The sequence below is a fragment of the Tenacibaculum amylolyticum genome, assembly GCF_964511145.1.
GTDB classification, from domain to species: Bacteria; Bacteroidota; Bacteroidia; order Flavobacteriales; family Flavobacteriaceae; genus Polaribacter; species Polaribacter amylolyticum.
The window spans coordinates 220,664-245,038 of the sequence record NZ_CAZEFZ010000026.1 but is presented as its reverse complement, the minus strand read 5'-3'; the positions used below and the strand labels follow the sequence as shown (position 1 = coordinate 245,038).

The window sequence follows — 24,375 nt, the reverse complement described above, 5'->3', positions numbered from 1 at the left end:
AACACACTTTTTTATCATTATTATAAAACAGAAAAATAGATGGAACAGGGGGACTGAACGATTCGTTTTTTCGTTTTAGGAACCCAAATAAAAAGAATACTTATAGCAAAAACAAAAGCTAGTATAAGAAAGGGGAAAAACACCCTAAATAACATTAAATAGATAAGTATTGTAAAGCTTTACGAATATCATCACAAAGATCATACGGATTTTCGAGTCCTATATGAAACCGTACAATTCTTTTTTTATTAATAGAGCTTTCCTGTTTTGTTTGGTTTGTAGGAGTAACAACACTAGAGAAACCACCATAACTGGCACCAATACTAAATAAATCTAAAGAGTTTATAAATTGTTCAAAATTATGATCTTGACAAGGTTGTAACTCTACTTTAAAAGGCCCGGCTGCTCCTGAAAATTGTGTTTTCCATAGTTCCAAGTCTATTCCAGTAAAAAAAGGAGGGTATATTACGTTAGTAACTTCTGGTTGTGATCTGAGCCAATTGGCAACAATCATTGCGTTTTCTTGATGTTGTTTCATTCTTATGGATAGTGTTCGTAGTCCTCTAAGAGCTAACCAACAAGAATCAGAAGCAGCATAAGATCCATATCGATAGCACCAATCTCTAACAGGCATCATTTTTTCATCGGTTCCTGTAATTAGTCCAAGTATAATATCAGAATGGCCATTAATATATTTAGTAGCCGAATGTATTGATATATCGATACCTAATAAATGAGGTTTAAAAAATATGGGAGTGCCCCAAGTAGCGTCGCAAGCTACAACAATTCCTTTCCCATGAGCAGCTTTACAAACCGATTTTATATCTAATAATTGCATATTAGTTGATGAGGGTACTTCAATATACACTAAGCTGGTTTCAGGTGTTATTAAATTTTCAATATGATCGTTTTTATTAAAAAAAGTAATTTCAATACCTGATTTTGCAAGTTTGGTTTCACAAAAAGCTTTTGTTGATTTATAAACACCCTCACTAACTAAAATATGTTTGCCTAATTCAGCGTATGAACTTAATACAGCCACTATAGCACTCATTCCAGATGCGGTAGCTATGCATGTTTCTGTGCATTCAATCTTAGCCATTGCTTGTTGCAACTCGAAAGTAATTTGCGTTCCATAACGACCATAGCGTATGTTTTCAAAAACAGTTTTAGTTTTAGAAGATTCAAACGAGTGTAAATCTGGGAATACAACTGTAGAGGTTTTTGTAATAGGAGGGTTTACGCTCTGCATACTTTTTGCACTAGCTCTCCCTAAATGTGTGAGTTGAGTATCAATATTCATACAATAGTTTAAATTATTTCTTACTGAAAATTTATGATCATATTTCTACGTTACTTAAGGTTTGTTTTTTAACAAGCCTATCTTTGGGAGAAAAATAAATTTGCATTCCAGTAGTTAGTTGCTCTACAATAAAACCGCCAAGGGCTCCTTTACCTAGTTCTCGAGCGCGTTGCGCTCCATGAGAAACAATAGATGCATTACCGAGAATTAAACCAGATACTTTGGAAATTAAAGGATCATGTGTAAGGTTCATTTGTTTAGCGACTAAAACTAAAGGAGTGTCTTTAAATTCCTTTATTTTGTCTAAGGTTTTTCCTATACCAATTTCATCTACATTTACAATTATAGCTTTATTAAGTGTAGGTCCATCTGCCAAGAAATGACCTTTCTGACTAGTAAAAGATCCCATAAACGCTGTTTTTAAATGTAACTTTTCAATATCTTCCTCACGAATAACTTTAGGTAGTTCTAGCAAAGGTTCATTTTTGAAATGTTGTTTGCGAGATGTAATAATATGTTTCATATTATCAGGATCTTTTATTAGCAAATTGAGTTCTTCGATTTCTAAATGAAAAATATCTTCTTCAGGAATTTCTACTTCATGTGCTAGATTAACCAAGCTTTTTCTTACAAGAGAGTACTTTTCTGTAAACAAACACTTTAGAGTTTCTCTCATGGCCATGTTTTTTTGACAGCCTCGTATAGCAGGCATTATGGTAGTCATCTTTTCTTTTCCTAATATTTTTTCAAGTTCAAGCTCAAATTTGAGTCTTTTTTCTCTTTGTTCTCTCCAGTTTTTTCCAATTCCGCTATCGCGAATTCCTTCTACATATGCTCTAAGTGCCTCAGGAGTATCAATTAATCTAGGATGACGAATTTCAAGAGCTTCTCCTTCACTATAAAAGCCTACTTTTTCACGAGCAATAATCATTGCTTGCTCAATATCATTTGCTTGCTCAATAGCTAAGTTTGCTTCTGTTACGGCACTATTATCTAAACCTTGTCCAAGTTTTGCAACAGCAGAATCTACATCATCTAAACCAGCTTCTTTAAATAATACTTGTAATTTTCTTGTATAATAAAATCCAAATCGAGCAGATTTTATAAAATCAACACAGGTTGAAGTTCGCATAAACTGAACAATTTCATTGATATATCCAATTTTTTCTTTCGCAGTCATTTGTGCCGTATCCAAACTCTTCATTTTTTTTATGTAGTTTTTGAATGCCACAATTTTTTCATCCAACTTTAGAGAAAAACTTATAGCTTCTCGATCCATTCTGTCGTTGAATTTTTTAGCGCTATTTAATAAGTTAGGCGCTCTTTTTTTACCATAATGCTTTTCAAACCAAGCTAATGTTGGAAACTGTTCATAAAGAATCATTTCAGGATAAAAACCTAAATCAGGATTTTCATTAACTTTCTTAAGATAATATGCTACTGTATTCTCAATATATTCTTGTTCAGTTTCGGGGAAAGCTCCGTAAAAAGTTAACGCATCTTTGGTAAGCGAATAATAGGTGTGTCCGCCAATACGTTGCATAAACCCTATCGTTTTATCACTAATAATATATCCAATATCTTGTCGAGCAAGTTGAAAAGCACCCGGGCTTCCTTTTCGTCCGGTTAAAATAGTAGCGAAAATGGTATAGTCCATAGAGGCAGGATGCGGTAATAATTCAGAAAAATTACTACTACTAAATATTGCAGATGAGGTGTTAAACAATTCTTTTTCTTTAGCGGAAAAAGCTTTAAAATCTTCACGAGCTTTATTTAAGGTATCGTTTGGAGTTTCTTCTAATTTAATAGCACCTAGCTCTTTCGTTAAAGGTCTAGATTGTAATATATATAATTCTCCTTTTTCAATAGCAAATTCAATATCTTGAGGAGTATGATTGTATAGTTGAGAAATTTTAAGAGATACATTAATTAGTTGTTGGATAATTTTTTGATCTAAAGGAGCTTGATCGAAGCCACGAGACTGTAAAATTTTTCTAGTAGAGCTGTTAATAAGAAGTGAAGAACCGGATGTTTTTTGATCTACTAATTGATCACCAAATCCTTTACAATACCCAATGAGTATTTCATTTTTTTTAGGGTTTGTATATATAACTCCACTATATTCAGATTGAACCAATTTTTGCACGATTAAAGCCATTTTCATTTGGTTGGGCTGAATATTGTGAAGTTGGGTATATTCTTTCACTTCTTTACTAATTGATTGTTGATATAACTTTTCTGTTTTTTCTATAACTTGTTGTGTATTGTCTGTTATAGGAACATAAAATGTTTCGAACACTCCTGCCATGCTAATTTGCTCTCCGTCTTCACCATTAGCAGAACTTCTGAGAGCAACAGCTCTTCCTAATATTTCACGGATAGAGGTAATGATTTTTTGAATGGTTATAGGTAGCTGTTTATTAGATGTATAAGTGTTAAAAATAGTTGTATCAAAAACATAACCAGGCGGAACACGAATTCCTGCTTGTTTTAGTTTTGCTAAGTTTGCTGCTTTGCCTCCTATTAAATTTACATCGAAATTAGAAATTTCATCTAAAGATTTGATACTTGATGCATACGGTTCAGTAATTATATTAGATAAGGAATTAAGTTTATTTGCTTTTATGTTTGTATTAGCAGCTTCAGTATTCGTTTTATATGCTAAATTTTGTATCATGATTATAGAAAATATGTAGTTTATTTAACTTATATATAGATAAATATGTTAATGAATGTGTCTACTCTTTAGAGTTAAACTGGTAAATAAGTATTCATAGAACCCATTGTGTATTTAGAAGTTTAAACAAACCTAAATTGTCAGTTAGAGTCCTTTTTTGTGGTGATTGAGCGAAGTTGTAATCAGGTATGAAAAATCACTCGAATAGACAGAGTTTTACTCCAAATGCACAATGGGTTAATAGATTGTGCTTGTATAACGAAATATCGAAATAAGAAAATTACTTAGTTTAACTAGTTACAGTAGTTTTTTATATTATGTATTCTTGTGTTTAAAAGGGCATGTTTTTGTTAAAGGTGCCTTTTTTTCAGGAAGTGCATACATTGACCATTCTAAATGATTGTCGTCACCATAAAAAGCTACAGGAGTGGCTTCATCACGACCATCATAAACTCTTGAACGTTCTTGAATTCTCTTTCGAACTCGAAATCCAACAGTGTTTTTTGGAGCAACTTTATCAAAGTTTTTTCTAGGGTTGATTGCTAATATTAAGCTTTGCCCTAAATTTCTTGAATGACATTCTTGGTGATAAGGGGAACTAATATTAACAAATAGCTGTTCTCCAGAATGGCAAAATGACCAATATTTATTAGTGGGATCCTTTGGGATATCTTCTGGCCAAGCTTCAGAGTCATGTTCATGTAGGTATTGTAAAATTTCCCAACCTTGACTTCGATGTTCTTCAAGAGTACCATTATAAGTAGGTTTTACTATAACTAATAAAGGTTGAATAAATTCTTTTTGTAAACGAGACATACGTATTTTTTTTACATACAAAGGAATAATACGATTGAGTCTTGCTAATTCTTTTTCCTCTAAGTTATTAAGGAAAATAAAATGTTGCCGGTTATTTTTGAGAGAACTTTTAGCAAATAAACAAGGAAAATTCACTTTTTCTATAATGGCTATAAAATTAGTGTAAGCTTGCATTTGCCAAGAATAATAATAAGATTTGGAAAGTTCCTCTAGTTGAGAGCTAGTCATCCAAGTATCCTTTAAAAAAAGGACATCAGGGTTAAGTGTTAATTTAGACATAATACTTAAGTTAGGTTGTGATGTTAGATATTTCTTTCCTTAAAAAGTTGAATTAGTCTGAATATATGTTCTTGAAGATTTTAGATCATCCCTGTTGAAGTATTGTTCTTTGAAAGGAAGTGAATTACCTATCTTCTAACATAAAAATAACTGTTATGGAAAGATTGTTTATTTTTTGAAAACTACAGTAAAACCGTAAGGCATTAATGTTAGAACTAATGAGTAATTGGAATAAATATCTCCTTTCCACAAAATAGAAGTATACATATACTTTTGTTATTAATATAAAACAGAAAAATAAGTGGAACAGGGAAGCTGAACGATTAGTTTTTTCGTTTTCGTACTCAAATAAAGAAAATAAATGTTGCAAAAGCAAAAGGAAAAAGTAGAATGGGGAAAAATACCCTAAAGTGTTATGTAAGAGTTAGAAAAGAAGGATAATGCCACAAAAGCGTCATTCCGAAGGAGTGGTAGCTACTGAAGGAATCTGTTTATCTAGCTTGAGATTGTTTCGCTTCATTGAATTTCGCTCACAATGAGATCATATTTTACAAGTTTTTAAGAGATAAAATTATATAAAACTTAAGATTACTTCAACTTAAAGAATCCGTAATGATGTAAGTATTTGATTCAGTAAAAATAGAATACTGTTAGTTATTTTTAAATGGGGTTTGTTGTTGTTACTATGATACAATTATTCAGGCCAATTTATGATTTAGTAAAGTTTTTCCAATTTCTAATAGTGTTTAACATGCTGTCCAGGGATTCGCACATTGATCTTCTTTTCTTAACCAACCTGAATAAACTTTACCATTAAACTCAAATTTAACTTTTGCCCAAAGTTTTTTTGTCTCAATTACTTGATAGTATACAAACTTATTAACGTTGACAATTTCTCTTGATTTTATGTTTGGTTTATCATAAATAGGTACACTCTTTTCACCAATTGGAGGGAAAAACGAAAAGATGAGAAAACCGTCAAGTTCAACCCAACTGTTTTCATAGCCATTATTCCTCCTAATTTTATTACGATTCGAACAATCAGGAATTCCTAATATCCTATGGATCTTTGCCCAGCCATTTCGAGTCTTTTTAATGATTAGTTTATACCAACAATACTTTTCGTCATTTGTAAGAGTCTGTATTTTTTCTCCGTTATAATTGTCGTAAATTATTAATGGTTCAGGAGATTTGTTATTATAAAAGCATTTAACATAATTTTCAAAATGTATTTTTTTCTTGTGAAAATACAAATGCTGAACCTAGCATTAGTAAAACTTGTAAAATTTTCATTTAATTATCCTTACCAATTTTTATTAATCAAATTTAACTCCATTCTTTTTAAAATTCTTTTCGTATAAAATTTGTGAAATGGCTTAACGATTCCAAAATACAATTTACCAAGCTTGTTATTGATTAACACAGTTGTTGCCATTTCTAAATTAGTGACATCGTTATTTTTATAAACAATAAACGAAAGTTTAAAATCTAAATGCGAATCCTTTTGTCCTGTTAACAACTCATGAGCATTCTTGTCCAAGACTTCAAAAATGGCGATACTTTCTCCTATGTTTCCTTTGAACTGATACAACTTTTCAATTTTTGCTTCCTTTTTTGATTTAGGAGCCGTTTTCAATCCTAATAATTTAGCAATAAATTCTCTTGTGTTGAGTAAAAATTTAAAGGACTTAGGAAATGAAAGAAAAAAGGCGATCATTGCATCTTTTGGTTCAGGTACATAATGTAATCTACTAGAAACAAGTCTAAAGTTATCTGAAAAAGAAGCTGCTGCAATACTTTTGGAGATTAAATAATCTTGATCAAATCCTACTTCTATAACTTTATTATGAACCATCTGTTTTTAATTATTGCTTGACGTTTTGGTGAAGCTCCGTTTTAATACAATTTAGGTTGTTAACCAATTATTTCTTAATATTTCATATCTTCTATCAGTGCAATTATCAGATTCGTTAAAGAACTCTTTTGTTCGAACCATAAATTTTTCCAGAATCTTAACTGAGTTTAGATTTTTAGTGTCAACATCCGCTGTTATTTTATCCATTTCAAATTCTTCAAATCCGAATTTAATTAGTCCTTTTGCTATTTCCGTTCCGAAACCTTTTCTCCAATACTTTTCTCTTAATCTATAACCTATTTCATCTTCATTTTCATTGTTTTTTAAGAAAGCGCAAAGCCCTATAAATTCATGATTACTTTTCGTTTCAATTCCCCAGACTTTGGTATCAGTTAATGTTTGGTCTTTATCTACAAAATTATTTAAATGTTTATCACTTTCTTCTCTAGACATAACTTTTCTAGGTATCAAACTCATAACATTTGGATTTCCCATCATATCAAAATAATCCTCAGAATCTACTTTTGTTAAATTCCGTATGATTAATCTATCTGTTTCGAATATTTTCATTTAATTTTTTGGTTTTGGAGTTGGTTGTGATGGTTTTGGCTATGGGTAATGCGGGATTTCAAGGCACTTCACTGTCCGTCTGCTGTAAAGTTTGTTTGGTGTAATTGATTTTATATCAGTGTTTTTTTCCGAATTTCGTATGACCAATGTTGTGCTTTTGTGCTTTATTTTCCTTCGTCCGTGCGTTGACATGAAAGCTCTTCGCAACCGCAGGAACGAGGAATGTAATGTGCTTGAATTAGGCGTTGTATTATACATATGGGTTGTTTAGTCGTTTTAACTCGTCCTGGTATTCCTTTTTGAAATGTTCTATTTGTCTTGGCATCGAGCCTTTTGAAAAGTTATCTCTATGTCTTGCATCAACGTTTGAATGGCACACTATACAATAACACTTTAAATTATTTAAACTATTATTAGTCTTGTCTCCATCTACATGGTGAGTATGCCACCAACGTTTATGAAGATTACTTTTTGGTCTTACAGAACATTTTTCGCAAGTGTAATTCTGTCTATTTCGATAGTCTTTGCTAATTCTTTCTTTGCCGCGGACATAACCAAAAATATCAACTTCAATATTATCTTCTTTTAATTCAGTTTTATCAAGTGAATCGAAAAAGTCCTGAGTGTCTTCGATATCATCAAAGTAGTCGGATTTGCAATAAGAGCAAACGTCAAGTTTTACATCATTGTATTTTGTCTTTGTTTGTTTGTCAACCAAATTGTTTACATCTGAATTTGACCATTCGTACCGTTGCTTAAACCGTCCGCTACTTATAAACTCTTGAATGGTTCTACACTTGAGTAAATGAAATTTAGGGAATTTTACAGGACCGCCATTGTATGTTATATAGGCTTCTTGAATAAACATGTAGCCACGATATTTTTTTTCTTCATACTCTAGATAAATCCCATCATCTTCAAAAGAAATTGAACCTGATTTATAGGCTTCTTCAAAGTCAATACCTTTGATTATCTGAAACCCACTTCCACCTTGAATTTTTGGAAATCCAAGTTGGTCAAGTTCTCTATCAAGTTTTTCAAATGAGTATAGCATCACTTTCCAATTTCTTTAAGTACTCGTTCAACTAGGTTCTCACTAGTAGTAATGATTCTAAATTCTACTCGCCTAGAAAAATCATTGTCAATAGGATTTCCACTTATAGCGGTCAATTCTTTACTGGAATCAAGAGTTCTTCCATATGATAGTCCATTAGCAGTTAACCAAAACTGTAATTGCTGTTCCGTAGAATCAGAAAGCTGTTCATAATAGGGCATACCCCTGAAATACTTTAGAACTTCCGCAGAACGTAATTGAGACAACTTGACGTTTCCAATGTAAGGGTCAGAATCATATTGAGGTGCAGGAACAGCATCAGTGTGACCTTCAATTCTTATTTCGGCAATTTTATCGGTGTATTTATTCTGTAAAAGGATTTCAAAATATCGAGGAAGAAACTCGTTTAAGATACTTGCAAAGTTTGGTCTTATTTCAGATTTACCTGATTGAAAAAGTACGTCTGGATTTGTAAACTTTATTGAAAGGTCTTTATCTAGTTCAACTTCCCAATCCTTGAAGTCGTCTTTAAATTCCTTTTCAAGCTCGGCAAACAATTGCTCTTTTGTTGCTTTAAATTCTTCAAATATAATATCTCGTTCTTGTTGCTTCTTTTGAACTTCGACTATGTAAGAAATGGCAATGAACATGAATATGACCATAAGACCTGTCATGATATCACTAAAGGATATCCAATTGCTTTCATTGCTATTTGATTTACCTAATGCCATAATTAGTTGTAGTTAGCAATGATTCTCTGAATTAAAGTATCTAAGTTTTGAAGAGTGTCGTTTAGTCTTTCGTAAAATTCTTCATTGATATTCTCTACGTCACTTGATAGGCGCTTACTTGCTTTTTCAATAACTGAGACTCCTTCATTGAGTTGTTTCTTAGTATTTTTCCAAAACACTTCATTAATGTCTTTTATTCTGTCAATTTCTTCAAGTCTAATGAGAAGTTTAGCTACACTATCTGTGAAATTCATTTGGTTGCGTACCCAATGATTCAGCTTGTTCGTAGTTTCATCAAAAGCATAAGTGTTTTCTTTGAGTGTGTTAATTACAGAAATTAGTTGACCAACAATTTCTTGGTACTTAGTATCGTCAATCATAACCTTTTGAAGTTCTTCAATCAATTTGGTCAAATGACTATTATCATTGGTAAGCTTGCTTGTATTTTCGGTTATTTCTTTAATTGACTCTGAAGTAATCTGGAAATCTTCTGACACCTTTGTAAATTGGTTGGTCAATTGAGTTATCATTTCTTTATTTTCCTGTTGCCAATCGTTCATACGTTGAACACTATTGTTTAGTTCTTGGAAGTTTTCTTGAACAAGTTTTTCAATAAGTGCAGACATCTGAGTATTAAATTCTTCTGTCGCTCTTTTCATTACTTCAACTAAAGCTTCTGTGTTGTTTTTGGCCAATAATTCAGAGAACTCATCAAATTTCTTTGAAATGAGTTCATTGTTTTTGTTCATAGATTCTACAATCCAATCAACGTTCTTTTTAGTGTCTTTGGCGATTTCAGTTTGTTCAGCTCGAAGTTTTTGAATCTGAGTAAGTAAACTAGTTTCTTCGTCACCGCCTAAAGCTTGCTGAACCTTGCTTAAGGCATCATTTTGTTTCTCATTTGTAGCCTGTAAATCTGAAAACCGATTTCTCAACTTCACGAGTTGAGTTGAGATACTGTCATCAGTTTCACCAATTAGCGATTTGTTGAGTGTTTGAAGATTTGTATTAGTTTCTTTTCTTGACTCTAAAAGAGTGTTGTTTATTTCTTGTAAAGCCGCTAATTCATCAGTTGGTTTTGGTGGAAGTTTCTGTTCTGCTGATCTTAATACAACTTGTGAAATTTTACCAAAAACTAATGAAAGCGAGATTCCCCAAATGGAAGTTGTAAAGGCAGTTTTTAATCCTTCAAGAAGAGTTGGAATACTTTCAGTTATGTTCTCTACATCAAAGTGTCTAAGACCGAAGTAGATTCCGACAAATGTTCCTAGAACACCAATTGTGGTGAAGACATTTGGTATTGTGTCATAGATGTAGGGAATAATTCGATTGACTCCTTTAGTCCAAACTCGAATAGTGTAATAAATCGAGAATAGTGTCCAACTCGCCAAGAGTCCGTATATGGCCATCATGTATATTTCCATATGTCTTTTTTAGTCTTTTATTTTTTTCATTTCTGTCGAGCGTTGGCAAAAAAGCAATGTGTGCGTAGCACTCTTTGCTTGCGCGTTCGGCTTTTTTCGCATGAAGCCCAGCGTCCCGTGTATGGTGTCGTAGCATCCCGAAGGGTGCTATGCACTATACACATTGTTGGCAGCAGTTTTATTTTTTATAGTGTTTTATCAGGTCAATTTCAAATTGAGGGCTGTCAAACCATTTGGAATAATTGTAGCTCTGATATGTTTTTAATTCTCCAGTTTTTTTGTCTTTTCTAGTTTTAGTATTGGAGTACGATTCTTGAAATGCTTTTAGAAAGCTTTTCCATTCATCGTTTAATATTTTATAATCTCTTTCAATGTTTTCTTCATAGTTATCAATTTCATCTGGTTTGAACAATAACGTCATTGCCCTAACCTTTGCGTAGGTGTTTAAGTCTACTCTTTGATTAGGGTGTTTCAATTTGCTCATTTTTTTAAAACAAAGGAATCCGTAGTAGCTGTTGTCTAATGAATCCTTATCTGTAAGTTCTTCGAAGCTTATATTTTGTCGAATAAATAACTTCTTTTCTCTAGCCTTGGTCACTTTGCCATTAGAACAATAGAACATTCTAAAAAACAAGTTCCTTTCTAAAACACTTTTAGCAGGGATGTATCCATTAAAAACTCCATCAGCAAATTCTCCTCTTTTTCTTTCATATAGTAACCCGTAATGGTCAAACAACCACTTTTGAATTTTCACTTGCAAGTCATCATTGGATATTTTGTCAGCATTAATGACAGGAGTTTGTTGATTTGTTGCATTAGATATATTTTTAATCAAATCAACCTTGTTTTCATGATTGCTATTTTCAAGAAGGGTTATGATTTTTACCAAAACCTCTTTGCTCTGGAATACTTTTTCGACATCATCTTCTAGGTTTTCTTCATATATCCTGCTTAAGGTATAAGATGTTTGTCCCCCATTTATTATTTGAGGGTTTTTGACAATTAGTTGTGCTTTGTTTTTTTGACCAATTCTTTCATTGATATAGGTCTCATCTGATAGCATAGTTACCCCATTATTATATAAGGCAAACTCGTTAGTAGAATTCTCAAGAATAGTTTCTTTTATGGCTGTATTCACCTTTTTACCTTCATGACCTAAATAGCTTCTCGGATTATATTTTAAGATTGAATTTTTGTATTTATACATTATTCGACCTAATTCGATTGTTGGCACGAATAAAACAGTTATCTCACATTCTCCTTTATCAGTAAGTACAGTATAACTTATTTTACTTCCAGCATTTTTATTGCTTAAATCAATGTTAATACTCAAATCAGAAGCTTTGTAGAAAGTTCCTGTAATAACGGGGAATACTAAATCTTCATAGCATTTATTAAAATCGAATACAGAAGCGGCAAATCCTCCTGTAAGTTTCCTTAAATCACTTGCTTTTACATCTTTCAAGTTTGCAAGAATGATAACTTGATATGAATATCGAGCAATATCATCGATAGACGAAATTTCTCTTTGGAGCTGCTTAATCTTACCGTTATATTCATTACCATCTTCGTCCGAATTTTCACCATCCAAAATTCGGTTAACATCCATTACCAGAATTTCTGTCAAATCGATTTGTTTACTCTCGAAGTTTCTGTCGTTAGTTCTGAATTTTGACTGAATAAAATAGACCGTTTTTGTCTCTGAATGAATATAATATCCATCAATTCCTCCATCATATGAACCGTCAGTTATGAAATGCTCTCTTTCTTTAAAATCAAGTATGCCAAAATTGACTTTTAAATACAGATGGATAAATGCTCGTGCTCTAGCTTGATTTTGTTTTTCAACATCACTAGTTCTTGGATACTTTTTATTCATAGATGCAGGAGCATCCTTAATTATTGTATCGAGAATATTTATTAGAGTTTGATATTTAGTCATATTTCAATTGCTGCCAACTTATTTATATATTTACTTTTATTGTGTTTATACAACTAATTTAGATGTATAAACACATTTTTAAATCATTATAATAAAACAGAAAAATAGATGGAACAGGGGGACTGAACGATTCGTTTTTTCGTTTTAGGAACTCAAATAAAAAGAATGTTTATAGCAAAAACAAAAGCCAATATAAGAAAGGGGGAAAACACCCTAAATAATAAAAAAACAGAAAATTGTTAGTTGTTTGTAAATGAGATTTATATTCCTTGCAAGCTATTCGCTCATGAGATCCAATGGTAATTTTTTCTAGAATTAATTCTAATTTTATTGAAGTCTCCCAAAAGTCAGTTTTAGTTCATTTAGGAATTTTGTACGTAACCTTTTCTTCTAATTCATTTATTCGTTTTCCTTTCCAAACTTTGTCAGATAAACATACAAGGAGATCTTCAAATTGTTAGGTCAGGATTTTTCTAGTCTCCAAGAGTTACAGTAAACTTTGCTTCTTCGTGTTAAAATCTTAATTTTTTAATAGTACATGCTTTCAATAGCATTGTAAGAAACCGTTTTATAACTCGTCTTATTAATTTTTAAAGTGAATGAAATATAGTACTAGATTAATTATTATTGCATGCACATTTTTTGTTTTAACAAGTTGTTCCAAAAACGAAAATGAACAAAAAGGATGTGATTTAAACAGGTTTACAGGGCGTTGGACTTTTATTGTTAACGGAGATCCTTCAACTGAATATAAGGGACAAATTGATAAATTTAATGAGAATACGTTGAATGTTACCTTTCAACCCAATACAGCACACGATTTTTTCCTTCAAACAGAAGTAGATTGTGAAAGTGGAAAGATATTTAAACAAATTCCCGCAGGAAACCATGGAACAAACACAAGAGAAGGATTAATTTCTTTGACCAGATTTGTTTATAAAGATTCTACCTATATTAATTTTACAGGTACTCCAGAAATTAGAGTAAAAATGATTGAAGGAGTAAAGGAGTAAACTGTTACATCTTAAGAAAGAATAATAAAAAAATAGAAAATTGTTAGTTGTTTGTATGTGAGTTCTATATTCCTTGCCAAGCTATTCGCTCATCAGATCCAATGGTGATTTTTTCTAGAATTAATTCTAATTTTATTGAAACATCCCAAAAGTCAGTTTCAGTTAATTCAGAAATTTTGTAAGTAACTTTTTCTTCTAATTCATTTATTCGTTTTCCTTTCCAAACTTTGTCAGATAAACATACAAGGAGGTCTTCAATTTTTAGATCAGGATTTTTCCAGTCTCCATGTGTCACAGTAAATCTAGCTTCTTGGTCTTTAAATCCTAGTTCTTTTAATAGTTTAAGTCCTTCAGATTCATGTTTATTACCTTTGTTATATAGCTCATTAGTAATTACAGCTTTTCCAATGTCATGAGTTGATGCGCCAAATAGTATTTCCTTTTCGTTTAATAGTAAATTAGGCCATTCTTTTTTAAACTCTTCAATAATGTAAAATGCTGTAGAATTAACAATAGTTAAATGCTTTACTAATCTTTGGGGAGCATTACATTGTTCAAGTAAATTTTTTATTTCGTTGGTTAATTCTACTAATTTCAACTAGTTAATTTTTAGGTATTAGAGGTTTGAGTAAAGTTAGAAAGAGATTTGAGACATTATAGTTTTAGCTTAAGAAATATTTAAACTTAGAAATACTAATAGTGTTTAAATATATAGAAACTCTTTTATGTTGTTTAGAGATAGAAAAAAGGCGTTATAAATTATAACCTACACTAAATTGCACCGAAGCATTATAGCCTTTAAAATCGCCAATAGTTATATTGTTTGTATATTCAAGAAAAGGAGTAATGGCGTGATATAGATTTAATTCAAGGAAAAAGTTATTAATTTTCCTTCCTATTCCTATGTTAAAACCAATATCAATTGTCTTAGGATCACCAACATCAAACTGAGTTTTCTCATTAGACAATAAAAAACCGATTTGAGGTCCAGCTAAGATGTACGTTTCGTTGTAAAATTTAAAGTTTAAAGGAATGTTTAAGTAATTTAGTTTGTAATTAATAGTATAGTCATCTATACCATCTATAACACCATTAACAATTGTAGCTCCTTCATCAGAATTATCTCTATCGCCAAGTTGAGAGTATACCAATCTTGGTGAAAAATGAATGTTTTTCTGTAATGCAACTTCGTATAAAACTCCTAAGTGAAATGAAAAAGAATACTCCCTTGTAAGGCTTACTCCATAAGAAGTTTGTCCAGTAGAAACAACTGTTGAAGCATTTAAACCTCCAAAAATACCAAAGTTATTCTGCGAAACTAAGTGAAGCGTGTTCATTAAAAGAATACAAAGTATAATTTTAATTTTCATAGTCAATTTTTTTAATTAGTTTGAAGAATAGATACAATGTACCTATCTTTTTTCAAGGTTCAAATAAAAGGAATAGTTTATATAAAAGCAAAAAATAAGCTTTGGGTTTTGTTAAATTATAACGTTTGGTTTATGATGTATTGTAAAATTACAAGAATTGGCAATAAAGCACATTTTATTGGCTTCTTCGTGTAAAGCAATTGCCTTGTCAATCATATCTTGATCCATAATTTTTACAGTAGGATGTAAAGTAACTTCAGTAAACTTTCCGCTACCATTCTCTGTTTCTTCCATAACACCTGTGGCATTGTCAATATATTCAGTAACAACAATTTTGTGAACAGAACATAAATGCAAGTACCAAAGCATATGACAAGAAGATAGAGAAGATAAAAATAAATCTTCTGGATTATATCTTGTTTTATCTCCTAAAAAAGAAGGATCAGATGAACCTAATATAGCATCGTATTTGCCTTTTGTAATGATGTTGTGATTTCTGTTATACGATTTGTAATTCAGTGTTCCCTTTCCTTCATTTCCAGTCCATTCAACTTTTATAGCATAGTTGTGTTTTTTCATCGTGTTTTCAATTCAATTTTAAATAGTTTGTTGTATTTGACTAGCTAAAATTAATTAAAAACTTTAAAATGTGATTCTTTAACTGTCATTTGGTTATGATCAAATGTATTCAAGAATTTGTTTGTAATTGATTCATTATGAAGAAGTAGACTGAGTTGCATCGAAGCCAACGACTGAAGGAATCTTTCGATATTTGTCATTCTGAACAGTTACCTGAATATAATTGGAAGTAGTGAAGAATATTCTGTTTAGAAAAGATTTACTCGAAGATGATAGATCCTTCGTTTTCCTTTCGAGTTACCTCAGGAATAACTCAGGATGACAGCTAGCTTATTTGAATCTTTTTTCTTTGCTCTTTTGTTGTTCTGAACAGTTACTTGAATATAATTTGAAGTAGTAAAGAATATTCTGTATAGAAAAGATTTACTTGAAGATGATAGATCCTTCGTTTTTCCTTCGAGTAACCTCAGGAATCACTCAGGGTGGCACTTGTTTGTTTAAGTCTTTTTCTTTTAGTCTATATTTTTGACTCCTGATTTTTCTTTCAAAATCTCTTCTAACTTCTCATAAGTTCTATAACTAAACTCATTAATAGCATTTTGAACCATTACTTTAGGATCTGCATTAATACCATCGTGAGCTACAAAACCAGTAAAAAAATGAGATTCTCTAGGCTCTGTGTTATGGTTAATTGTAGTAGAAATTTTGGTATAAAGAGAATCTTTTAATAAGATACTTCCTGCTATTTTAAAAATAAAAAAATCCCGATCAGAATGGCCAAGAGATTCGTTTAAACCACTTACTTCAACAGATTCAGAGTATCCTTTAAATAAAACAGTATCAATTCTTATTTTCACATCATTTGAACTTGAATTAAGAAGTATGTTTCTCTTTTCTAGTTTTTCAACCAAGATCTTTTTTACTTTATATATTCTTTTGAGTGAATAGTCGCCTGTTTCCTTAAAGAAAACGGATTTCGATTTTACTTGATTGATAAAATGAGGAGAATAGGTTAATGTTGCATTTATAGGAGTTGCAAACTTTTTATTTTTCCATCTAAAATCGTTTCGCATACTTCTGAAAGAAACCCAGTTACAAGAAGTGAAACTAACAAAAACGAATAAACTAACCGTATAAATTAAAAAGTGTGTTGAAATAGTCTTTTTTCTTGTTTTCATATGCGCTTTTTATTATCAAAAACTAAACCAAAAACTTTTCATTGCTAAGTAATTTATGAATAACAGAACATCTTTTATTTCCAATAATAATTATAAATCAATCTCTTTTAAAGCTTTGATGTTATTACGTTCTAAGAAGGCATCAATCGTTTCAAAATGTTCAATAACACGCTGATCTTTAAATTCAAATACTTTTTCAGATAAACCTTGTAAAAAGTCTCTATCGTGTGAAACTAGAATTAAAGTTCCGTCGTAATTCAATAAGGCTTCTTTAATAACATCTTTCGATTTTAAATCTAAGTGATTCGTAGGCTCATCTAAAATCAACAAATTAACAGGCTCTAATAAGAGTTTTACCATTGCCAAACGCGTTCTTTCTCCTCCAGAAAGTACTTTTACTTTCTTCTCTAAATCGTCTCCACTAAACATAAAACGACCTAAAATATTCTTTATTTGCGTACGAATATCACCTTCAGCAACTTCATCTACTGTTTGGAAAATAGTCAATTCAGGATCAAGTAAAGAAGCTTGATTTTGCGCAAAATATCCAACTTTTGCGTTGTGTCCTAAACCACATTCACCTTCAAAATCAATTTCACCCATAATTGCTTTAATCATGGTTGATTTTCCTTCACCATTTCTACCTACAAAAGAAACTTTTTCTCCTCTCGCTATAGAAAAACTTGCCTCTTTAAAAACAGTTAAGTCTCCGTACTTTTTAGTCAATTCATTTACACGAACAGGATAATCTCCAGATCTAGGAGAAGGAGGGAAGCGTAGCTTTAAAGCAGAAGTATCTACTTCGTCTATTTCTACAGGAACTAGTTTTTCTAACATACGTTCTCTAGACGCTACTTGATTGGTTTTAGAATAGGTTCCTTTAAAACGTTCAATAAACGCTTTGGTATCGGCAATAAATTTTTGCTGTTCTTCGTAGGCTTTTAATTGATGTGCTCTACGTTCTTTACGTAATTCTAAATAATGAGAATAATTGGCTTTGTAATCATGAATGGTTCCCATAGTTACTTCTATGGTACGATTGGTAATATTATCGATAAAAGCTTTGTCATGGGAAATGACAACAACAGCTTTTGCTTTATTGAGTAAAAAGTTTTCTAACCAAATTACGGATTCAATATCTACGTGGTTAGTTGGCTCATCTAATAAAATAAGATCAGGTTTTTGTAGTAAGATTTTAGCTAATTCAATACGCATACGCCATCCACCACTAAATTCAGAAGTCAACCTATCAAAATCATCTTGCTTAAAACCTAAACCTTTTAGAGCCTTTTCTACTTCAGCTTCGTAATTTACTTCCTCTAAAGCATAGTATTTTTCACCTAAATCAGATACACGCTCAATAATTTTCATGTATCCTTCAGATTCATAATCGGTACGCGTTTCTAGCTGTTTGTTTAAATCATCCATTTCAGCTTTCATATCAAAAACAGCTTGAAAGGCTTTAGAAGCTTCTTCTCTTACGGTACAATTATCTTCCATTAGTAAATGCTGTGGTAAATAAGCAATAACAGTATCTTTAGGAGAACGAACAGCTCCTTTAGTGGGAGAAGTTACACCAGCAATAATTTTCATCATGGTCGATTTTCCAGCTCCGTTTTTTCCCATTAAAGCTATTTTGTCATTCTCGTTAATAACAAAAGAAACATCGCTAAATAAAGTAGAACCACTAAATTCTACTCCTAATTGATCTACTGTAATCATTGTACCTGAATTTTAAAGTCGCGAAAATAGGTATTTTACAAATGTTGAATAGGGAATTTTTAAAGGAAATAAGGTAAAGCGTTTTTAAAATTAAACATTTAAAGAGAAATTGTTTAATAAATAACTTTTTTAAAAAAGATTTGCTTTGTAAAGAAATTATCTTATAAATTTGCAGTGTAAAATTATTACAATGACATTCATTCAATTACATCATCATCATTTTCATATTTGCACTCAGGCGAATTGATAATGTTATGAAGTAATCTAAAACATAAATTTAAAATCCGTTTGAGTAAATCAAACGGATTTTTTAGTTTATAAAACTTCATTATAAAATCTAAGATTTACTCAAACAACAACACAAAAACTAAAAATGAGTAAATTAAGATTAGCAGTTCAAAAATCAGGAAGACTTAACGAAGAATCGTTAAAACTGTTAAAAGCTATTGGAATTTCTATAGACAATGGAAAAGATCAATTAAAAGCATCTTCTAGAAACTTTCCTTTAGAAGTTTTCTTTCTTAGAAACGGAGATATTCCTCAGTATTTAAGAGATGGTGTAGTAGATATTGCAATTATTGGCGAAAACTTAATTGTTGAAAAAGGAGAAGGTATTGAGGTAGTCGAAAAATTAGGTTTTTCTAAGTGTAAAGTTTCTATTGCAGTCCCAAAAACATCAACAGTAGCAAGTTTAAAAGAGTTAGATGGAAAGCGAATTGCAACATCGTATCCAAAAACAGTAGAGAAATTTTTAGCAAAAGAAGGTGTAACAGCAAATTTACACATCATTAACGGATCTGTTGAAATTGCACCAAATATTGGTTTGGCAGATGCTATTTGCGATATTGTTTCCAGTGGTAGTACATTGTTTAAAAACAACTTAAAAGAGATTGAAGTGTTGTTGAAATCGGAAGCTGTATTGGTGAAATCACCTAAGATTTCTGAAGAAAACCAAGCGATTTTAGACAAAGTACAATTCAGATTACAATCGGTTTTAGCAGGAAGAAGGAATAAATATGTGCTATTAAATGCACCTAATAATAAGATAGACGATATCATTAAAATTTTACCAGGTATTAAGAGTCCGACAATTTTACCGTTAGCGAAAGATGGATGGAGTTCAGTACACTCAGTAATTAATAAAAACGATTTCTGGGATATTATTGATGAGTTAAGAGCTGCTGGAGCAGAAGGAATTTTAGTATGTCCAATTGAAAATATGATTCAGTAACTATGGAAACTTCAATAATGAAACTATACAAGAATCCAGATAAAAACACTTGGGAAACACTTTCTACAAGAGCTCAATTAGATAAAACACAGTTGAATGATACAGTAACAACTATTTTAAATGAGGTAAAGGAAAACAAAGATGCTGCATTGTATAAGTATGCTGAATTGTTTGATAAAGTGAAATTAAAGACTCTAGAAGTTACTCAAAGTGAAACAGAAAATGCGAACAATGTTATATCTGAAGAATTAAAGAAAGCTATTGAATTAGCAAAAGACAATATAGAACGATTTCACAGTTCTCAGAGAGAAGAACCTACTATTATAGAAACAACAAAAGGAGTACAATGTTGGAGAAAAAGTGTAGGGATCGAAAAAGTAGGTTTGTATATTCCTGGAGGAACTGCGCCTTTATTTTCTACTATTTTAATGTTGGGAATACCAGCAAAAGTAGCCGGTTGTAAAGAAATTGTATTATGTACACCACCAGATAGTGAAGGAAATGTACATCCAGCTATTTTGTATACAGCAAATCTTGTAGGAATTACTAAAATATGTAAAGTAGGAGGAGCGCAAGCAATTGCAGCAATGACATACGGAACAGAAACCGTTCCGCAAGTATATAAAATCTTTGGCCCAGGAAATCAATTTGTAACCAAAGCAAAAGAGTTAGTACAGCAACAAGGAGTAGCAATTGATATGCCTGCAGGTCCTAGTGAAGTCTTAGTGATTGCAGATGAAACGGCAAATCCAAGTTTTGTAGCTGCCGATTTATTATCGCAAGCAGAACACGGAACAGACAGTCAGGTAATTTTAGTTACGAATGATGTGACTGTTATAGAAAAAGTAAATCTAGAATTAGAAAAGCAATTGAACGCATTACCAAGAAAAGAAATCGCGGCAAAAGCTTTAGAAAATAGTAGAACAATGTTCTTTTCATCTGTAGAAGAATGTGTTGAATTTAGTAATGTATATGCACCAGAACACTTAATTATAGCGTCTGAAAATGCAGAAGCATTTATAGATAAAATTACCAATGCAGGTTCCGTATTTTTAGGAAACTATAGTTGTGAAAGTGCTGGAGATTATGCTTCTGGAACCAATCATACATTACCAACGTATGGATATGCTAAAAATTACAGTGGCGTTTCATTAGATAGTTTTGTAAAGAAAATTACATTTCAAAAGCTTTCTAAAGAAGGAATTCAGAATATAGGAAATGCCATTGAGTTAATGGCAGCCGCAGAAGGCTTGCAAGCACATAAAAATGCAGTAACAATTCGATTAAACACGATTAACAATTTGATCTAAATTATGATTCGACCTATTGATAAAAATTTTGAAAATCAAGACAGCAGATTTAGGATAGAGATGAAAAGCTGTTTGAGCTTTAGCGAGTTCTTTTCATCTGTGGCTGAGGGTGTCGTAGTATTTTCTCAAGTTTTTATCATACGTCTTGATTTTTGCTTCTTTGCATCAAGACAAAGAAGAGGGGTTAAAAGTACTTAAGGATTGACTTTAAATTGATTGAAACACTCAATAGAAAAATGAAAACATTACAATTAGAAAACCTCGTAAGAGAAAATATACAAAACCTAACAGCATATTCATCTGCAAGAGATGAGTTTAAAGGAACGGCAGATATTTTTTTAGATGCAAACGAAAACCCATATGGAACTTTAAATCGTTATCCAGATCCACACCAAGTACAGATTAAAGAGCAGTTAGCGGAACTAAAAAAAGTAGGAACAGATCAGATATTTATAGGAAATGGTAGTGATGAAGTAATTGACTTAGCTTTTAGAATTTTTTGCGAACCAGGTGTAGACAAAGCGTTGACATTTTCTCCTACATATGGAATGTATGATGTTTCAGCAAACATTAACAATATAGAACTCATAAAACAACCATTGATCAATGATTTTCAAATCAATTTAAATCAATTACAACCGTATTTAGATGATCCTAGTGTAAAAATCATTTTTGTATGCTCACCAAACAATCCAACAGGAAATACTTTTAACACAGAAGACATTGAGTATATTCTAGAGAATTTTGATGGCATTGTGATTATAGACGAAGCATATATCGATTTTAGTAAGCAAGCATCTTTTACAACTAAGATCAATCAATATCAAAATTTAATAGTAAGTCAAACATTTAGTAAAGCTTGGGGATTGGCAGGTGTTAGAGTAGGAGCGGCCTATTCTAATTCTAAGATTATAGATGTATACAATCGAGTAAAACCACCATATAATGTAAGTGTTTTAAATCAAGAAGCAGTATTAAATTCATTAGCCAATTTAGAAGAAGTACAGCAAAATATAACACAAATCTTAACAGAAAGAGAACGTTTAAAAGAATTATTGGCAACCTTAAAAATGGTGAATAAAATTTACCCTACCGATGCTAATTTCCTTTTAGTACAAGTAGATAACGCTGATGAAACCTACGAATATTTAATAGAAAAAAAGGTAATTATAAGAAACAGGAATAAATTAGTAAACAACTGTATTCGAATTACGGTAGGAACTCCAGAAGAGAATGAGAAATTGATTGAAGCACTTCAATTAATTTCGAAATCCTGAATTTAATTTAGGAACTTTTCAATGAAAAAAATGAAGTAAAGGAGGTTTTATTAAAAAGATAATGAATATCCTTTTTAGCGTCATTCCGAATTTATTTCGGAATCTCATAATACTATTAAACAATGGTTTGATATGAGAACCTGAAACAAGTTCAGGAAAATATAAAAAAGAATTGAACACAATTAAAATAATAAAGAAGAGATTCTGAATCAAATTCAGGATTGATTAACAAGTTAATCATGAGCAAAAAAGTATTATTTATAGATAGAGACGGAACATTAGTAATAGAACCACCAATAGACTATCAATTAGATAGTTTAGAAAAACTAGAGTTTTATCCTAAAGTATTCCAATACATGGCTAAAATAGCAACAGAATTAGACTATGAACTTGTCATGGTTACAAATCAAGATGGATTAGGAACCGATGCTTTTCCTGAAGATACGTTTTGGCCTGCACAAAATAAAATTATAGATGCTTTTGCTAAGGAAGGTGTGGAATTTTCAGAAGTTTTTATAGACAGAACATTTGCTGCAGACAATGCTCCAACGCGTAAACCAAGAACAGGATTATTAACACAATATTTTTCTGAAGCATATGATTTAGAAAACTCTTTTGTGCTAGGAGATAGAATTACAGATATGGAGTTAGCTAAAAACTTAGGAGCGAAAGGAATTTATTTGTCAGAAGATCCAGAATTAGGAGCAGATGAAATAGAAGCCTCTAAACAAGAAATTTTAGATAGTATAGCATTAACAAGTACAGATTGGAAAGAGATTTATGAGTTTTTAAAACTTAAAGATCGTGTGGCAGAAATTACGAGAAATACCAATGAAACAGAGATTTATATCAAGTTAAACTTAGATGGTTCAGGGAAAAATGAAATAAGTACAGGACTTTCCTTTTTCGATCACATGTTAGATCAAATTGGGAGACACGGAGCAATGGATTTAACGATAAAAGTAAATGGAGATTTAGATGTAGACGAGCACCATACGATTGAAGATACAATGATTGCGTTGGGAGAAGTCTTTTATAAAGCTTTAGGAAATAAATTAGGTATAGAACGTTACGGTTTTTGTTTACCAATGGACGATTGTTTAGCGCAAGTTGCTGTTGATTTTGGTGGGAGAAATTGGTTAGAGTGGGATGCAGCGTTTAAACGTGAAAAAATAGGAGACATGCCTACAGAAATGTTTTTTCACCTATTTAAATCGTTTACAGACGGCGCAAAATGTAATTTAAACATTAAAGCGGAAGGCGTAAATGAGCACCACAAAATAGAGGGGATTTTCAAAGCATTTGCAAAAGCAATGAAAATGGCCGTAAAACGCGATGCTAACAAAATGTTTTTACCATCAACAAAAGGGGTTTTATAGATTAAGAATAAGATATAGGATAAATGAAACTAGTAATTATAGATTACGGAGCAGGAAATATAAAAAGCATTCAGTTTGCTTTTAAACGTTTAGGAGTCGATGCTGTTTTAACGAATAATGTTGATGAAATTAAAAATGCAGATAAAGTGATCTTTCCAGGTGTAGGAGAAGCGAGTTCGGCAATGCGTAAGTTACGTGAAAGTGGACTGGATAGTGTAATCCCTACATTAAAACAACCTGTTTTAGGAATATGTTTAGGTATGCAACTCATGTGTAATTCTTCAGAAGAAGGAAATACCAAAGGTTTAGGAATTTTTGATGTTGCAATCAAACGTTTTTCTAATACTGTAAAAGTCCCGCAAATGGGGTGGAATACCATTACAGATTTAGAATCTGATTTGTTTGAAGGAGTTAAAGAAAACGAATATATGTATTTGGTACATAGCTATTACGCAGAAAATTGTGCTGAAGCTATTGCAACCACTACCTATGGAATTTCATATGCTACAGCATTACAAAAAGATAATTTCTATGGAACACAATTCCATCCAGAGAAAAGTGGAGTAGAAGGAGAAAAAATATTAAAGAATTTTTTAGAATTATAAACTAAAAAAAAGAGTTATTACTAAATGAACCCTGAGTTATATCGAAGGGTGATTGTAGAA

General features: G+C 31.5%; 20 protein-coding genes. 6 read left to right on the top strand and 14 right to left on the bottom strand.

What is annotated here, in order from left to right; genetic code table 11:
* Window positions 1–154: 154 nt before the first annotated feature.
* The 9 genes from ACKTTC_RS09420 to ACKTTC_RS09380 all read right to left on the bottom strand — a co-directional run bounded on the left by ACKTTC_RS09420 (window position 155) and on the right by ACKTTC_RS09380 (window position 12,651).
* A complete protein-coding gene (locus tag ACKTTC_RS09420; RefSeq protein ID WP_408039562.1) occupies window positions 155–1,303 on the bottom strand; it encodes a trans-sulfuration enzyme family protein in 1,149 nt (382 codons plus the stop codon).
* 37 nt (window positions 1,304–1,340) lie between these two features.
* A complete protein-coding gene (locus tag ACKTTC_RS09415) occupies window positions 1,341–3,980 on the bottom strand; it encodes a PEP/pyruvate-binding domain-containing protein (RefSeq protein WP_408039561.1) in 2,640 nt (879 codons plus the stop codon).
* Window positions 3,981–4,295: 315 nt separating this feature from the next.
* Window positions 4,296–5,075, bottom strand: a complete 780-nt coding sequence (locus tag ACKTTC_RS09410) for a YqcI/YcgG family protein (RefSeq protein WP_408039560.1) — start codon at window positions 5,073–5,075, stop codon at window positions 4,296–4,298.
* A gap of 1,303 nt (window positions 5,076–6,378) precedes the next feature.
* Entirely contained in the window at window positions 6,379–6,930 is a 552-nt protein-coding gene (locus tag ACKTTC_RS09405) for a DUF2867 domain-containing protein (protein ID WP_408039559.1), read from the bottom strand.
* Window positions 6,931–6,981: 51 nt separating this feature from the next.
* A complete protein-coding gene (locus ACKTTC_RS09400; RefSeq protein ID WP_408039558.1) occupies window positions 6,982–7,500 on the bottom strand; it encodes a GNAT family N-acetyltransferase in 519 nt (172 codons plus the stop codon).
* 250 nt (window positions 7,501–7,750) lie between these two features.
* Window positions 7,751–8,557 carry a hypothetical protein gene (locus ACKTTC_RS09395; RefSeq protein WP_408039557.1) on the bottom strand — a complete coding sequence of 269 codons (807 nt, stop codon included), beginning with the start codon at window positions 8,555–8,557 and terminating at the stop codon, window positions 7,751–7,753.
* On the bottom strand, window positions 8,554–9,216 hold the full coding sequence (locus ACKTTC_RS09390; RefSeq protein ID WP_408039556.1) for an OmpA family protein: 663 nt from the start codon (window positions 9,214–9,216) through the stop codon (window positions 8,554–8,556). Before ACKTTC_RS09390 ends, ACKTTC_RS09395 begins: the two co-directional genes overlap by 4 nt.
* Window positions 9,217–9,287: 71 nt before the next feature.
* Window positions 9,288–10,709 (bottom strand): hypothetical protein, encoded by a 1,422-nt coding sequence (locus ACKTTC_RS09385; protein ID WP_408039555.1) that lies wholly within the window; start codon window positions 10,707–10,709, stop codon window positions 9,288–9,290.
* Window positions 10,710–10,887: 178 nt separating this feature from the next.
* Window positions 10,888–12,651 carry an AIPR family protein gene (locus ACKTTC_RS09380; protein WP_408039554.1) on the bottom strand — a complete coding sequence of 588 codons (1,764 nt, stop codon included), beginning with the start codon at window positions 12,649–12,651 and terminating at the stop codon, window positions 10,888–10,890.
* A gap of 599 nt (window positions 12,652–13,250) precedes the next feature.
* On the opposite strand from ACKTTC_RS09380, the gene ACKTTC_RS09375 reads away from it, so the two are divergent.
* The gene (locus tag ACKTTC_RS09375; protein WP_408039553.1) at window positions 13,251–13,664 is read left to right on the top strand and encodes a hypothetical protein; all 414 of its coding nucleotides are present in this window, start codon (window positions 13,251–13,253) and stop codon (window positions 13,662–13,664) included.
* A gap of 64 nt (window positions 13,665–13,728) precedes the next feature.
* On the opposite strand, the gene ACKTTC_RS09370 is transcribed toward ACKTTC_RS09375, so the two are convergent.
* The 5 genes from ACKTTC_RS09370 to ACKTTC_RS09350 all read right to left on the bottom strand — a co-directional run bounded on the left by ACKTTC_RS09370 (window position 13,729) and on the right by ACKTTC_RS09350 (window position 18,513).
* Window positions 13,729–14,262, bottom strand: coding sequence for an HD domain-containing protein (locus ACKTTC_RS09370; RefSeq protein ID WP_408039552.1), 534 nt, complete (start codon window positions 14,260–14,262; stop codon window positions 13,729–13,731).
* Between the two features lie 154 nt (window positions 14,263–14,416).
* Window positions 14,417–15,034 carry an outer membrane beta-barrel protein gene (locus ACKTTC_RS09365; RefSeq protein WP_408039551.1) on the bottom strand — a complete coding sequence of 206 codons (618 nt, stop codon included), beginning with the start codon at window positions 15,032–15,034 and terminating at the stop codon, window positions 14,417–14,419.
* Window positions 15,035–15,145: 111 nt separating this feature from the next.
* A complete protein-coding gene (locus tag ACKTTC_RS09360) occupies window positions 15,146–15,613 on the bottom strand; it encodes an OsmC family protein (protein WP_408039550.1) in 468 nt (155 codons plus the stop codon).
* Window positions 15,614–16,125: 512 nt separating this feature from the next.
* Window positions 16,126–16,791 carry a hypothetical protein gene (locus ACKTTC_RS09355; RefSeq protein ID WP_408039549.1) on the bottom strand — a complete coding sequence of 222 codons (666 nt, stop codon included), beginning with the start codon at window positions 16,789–16,791 and terminating at the stop codon, window positions 16,126–16,128.
* Between the two features lie 90 nt (window positions 16,792–16,881).
* Window positions 16,882–18,513, bottom strand: a complete 1,632-nt coding sequence (locus ACKTTC_RS09350; protein WP_408039548.1) for an ABC-F family ATP-binding cassette domain-containing protein — start codon at window positions 18,511–18,513, stop codon at window positions 16,882–16,884.
* Window positions 18,514–18,886: 373 nt separating this feature from the next.
* Between ACKTTC_RS09350 and hisG the strand changes: the two genes are divergently transcribed.
* From hisG to hisH, 5 genes are all read left to right on the top strand, one after another.
* Window positions 18,887–19,744: an ATP phosphoribosyltransferase gene (hisG, locus tag ACKTTC_RS09345; protein ID WP_408039547.1), complete on the top strand. Its 858-nt coding sequence runs from the start codon at window positions 18,887–18,889 to the stop codon at window positions 19,742–19,744.
* Window positions 19,745–19,761: 17 nt separating this feature from the next.
* Window positions 19,762–21,054, top strand: a complete 1,293-nt coding sequence (gene hisD / locus ACKTTC_RS09340) for a histidinol dehydrogenase (protein ID WP_408039546.1) — start codon at window positions 19,762–19,764, stop codon at window positions 21,052–21,054.
* Window positions 21,055–21,290: 236 nt separating this feature from the next.
* Window positions 21,291–22,331, top strand: coding sequence for a histidinol-phosphate transaminase (gene hisC, locus ACKTTC_RS09335; RefSeq protein WP_408039545.1), 1,041 nt, complete (start codon window positions 21,291–21,293; stop codon window positions 22,329–22,331).
* Window positions 22,332–22,570: 239 nt separating this feature from the next.
* On the top strand, window positions 22,571–23,710 hold the full coding sequence (hisB, locus tag ACKTTC_RS09330; RefSeq protein WP_408039544.1) for a bifunctional histidinol-phosphatase/imidazoleglycerol-phosphate dehydratase HisB: 1,140 nt from the start codon (window positions 22,571–22,573) through the stop codon (window positions 23,708–23,710).
* A 23-nt stretch (window positions 23,711–23,733) separates the two neighbouring features.
* On the top strand, window positions 23,734–24,315 hold the full coding sequence (hisH, locus tag ACKTTC_RS09325; RefSeq protein ID WP_408039543.1) for an imidazole glycerol phosphate synthase subunit HisH: 582 nt from the start codon (window positions 23,734–23,736) through the stop codon (window positions 24,313–24,315).
* Window positions 24,316–24,375: the final 60 nt, after the last annotated feature.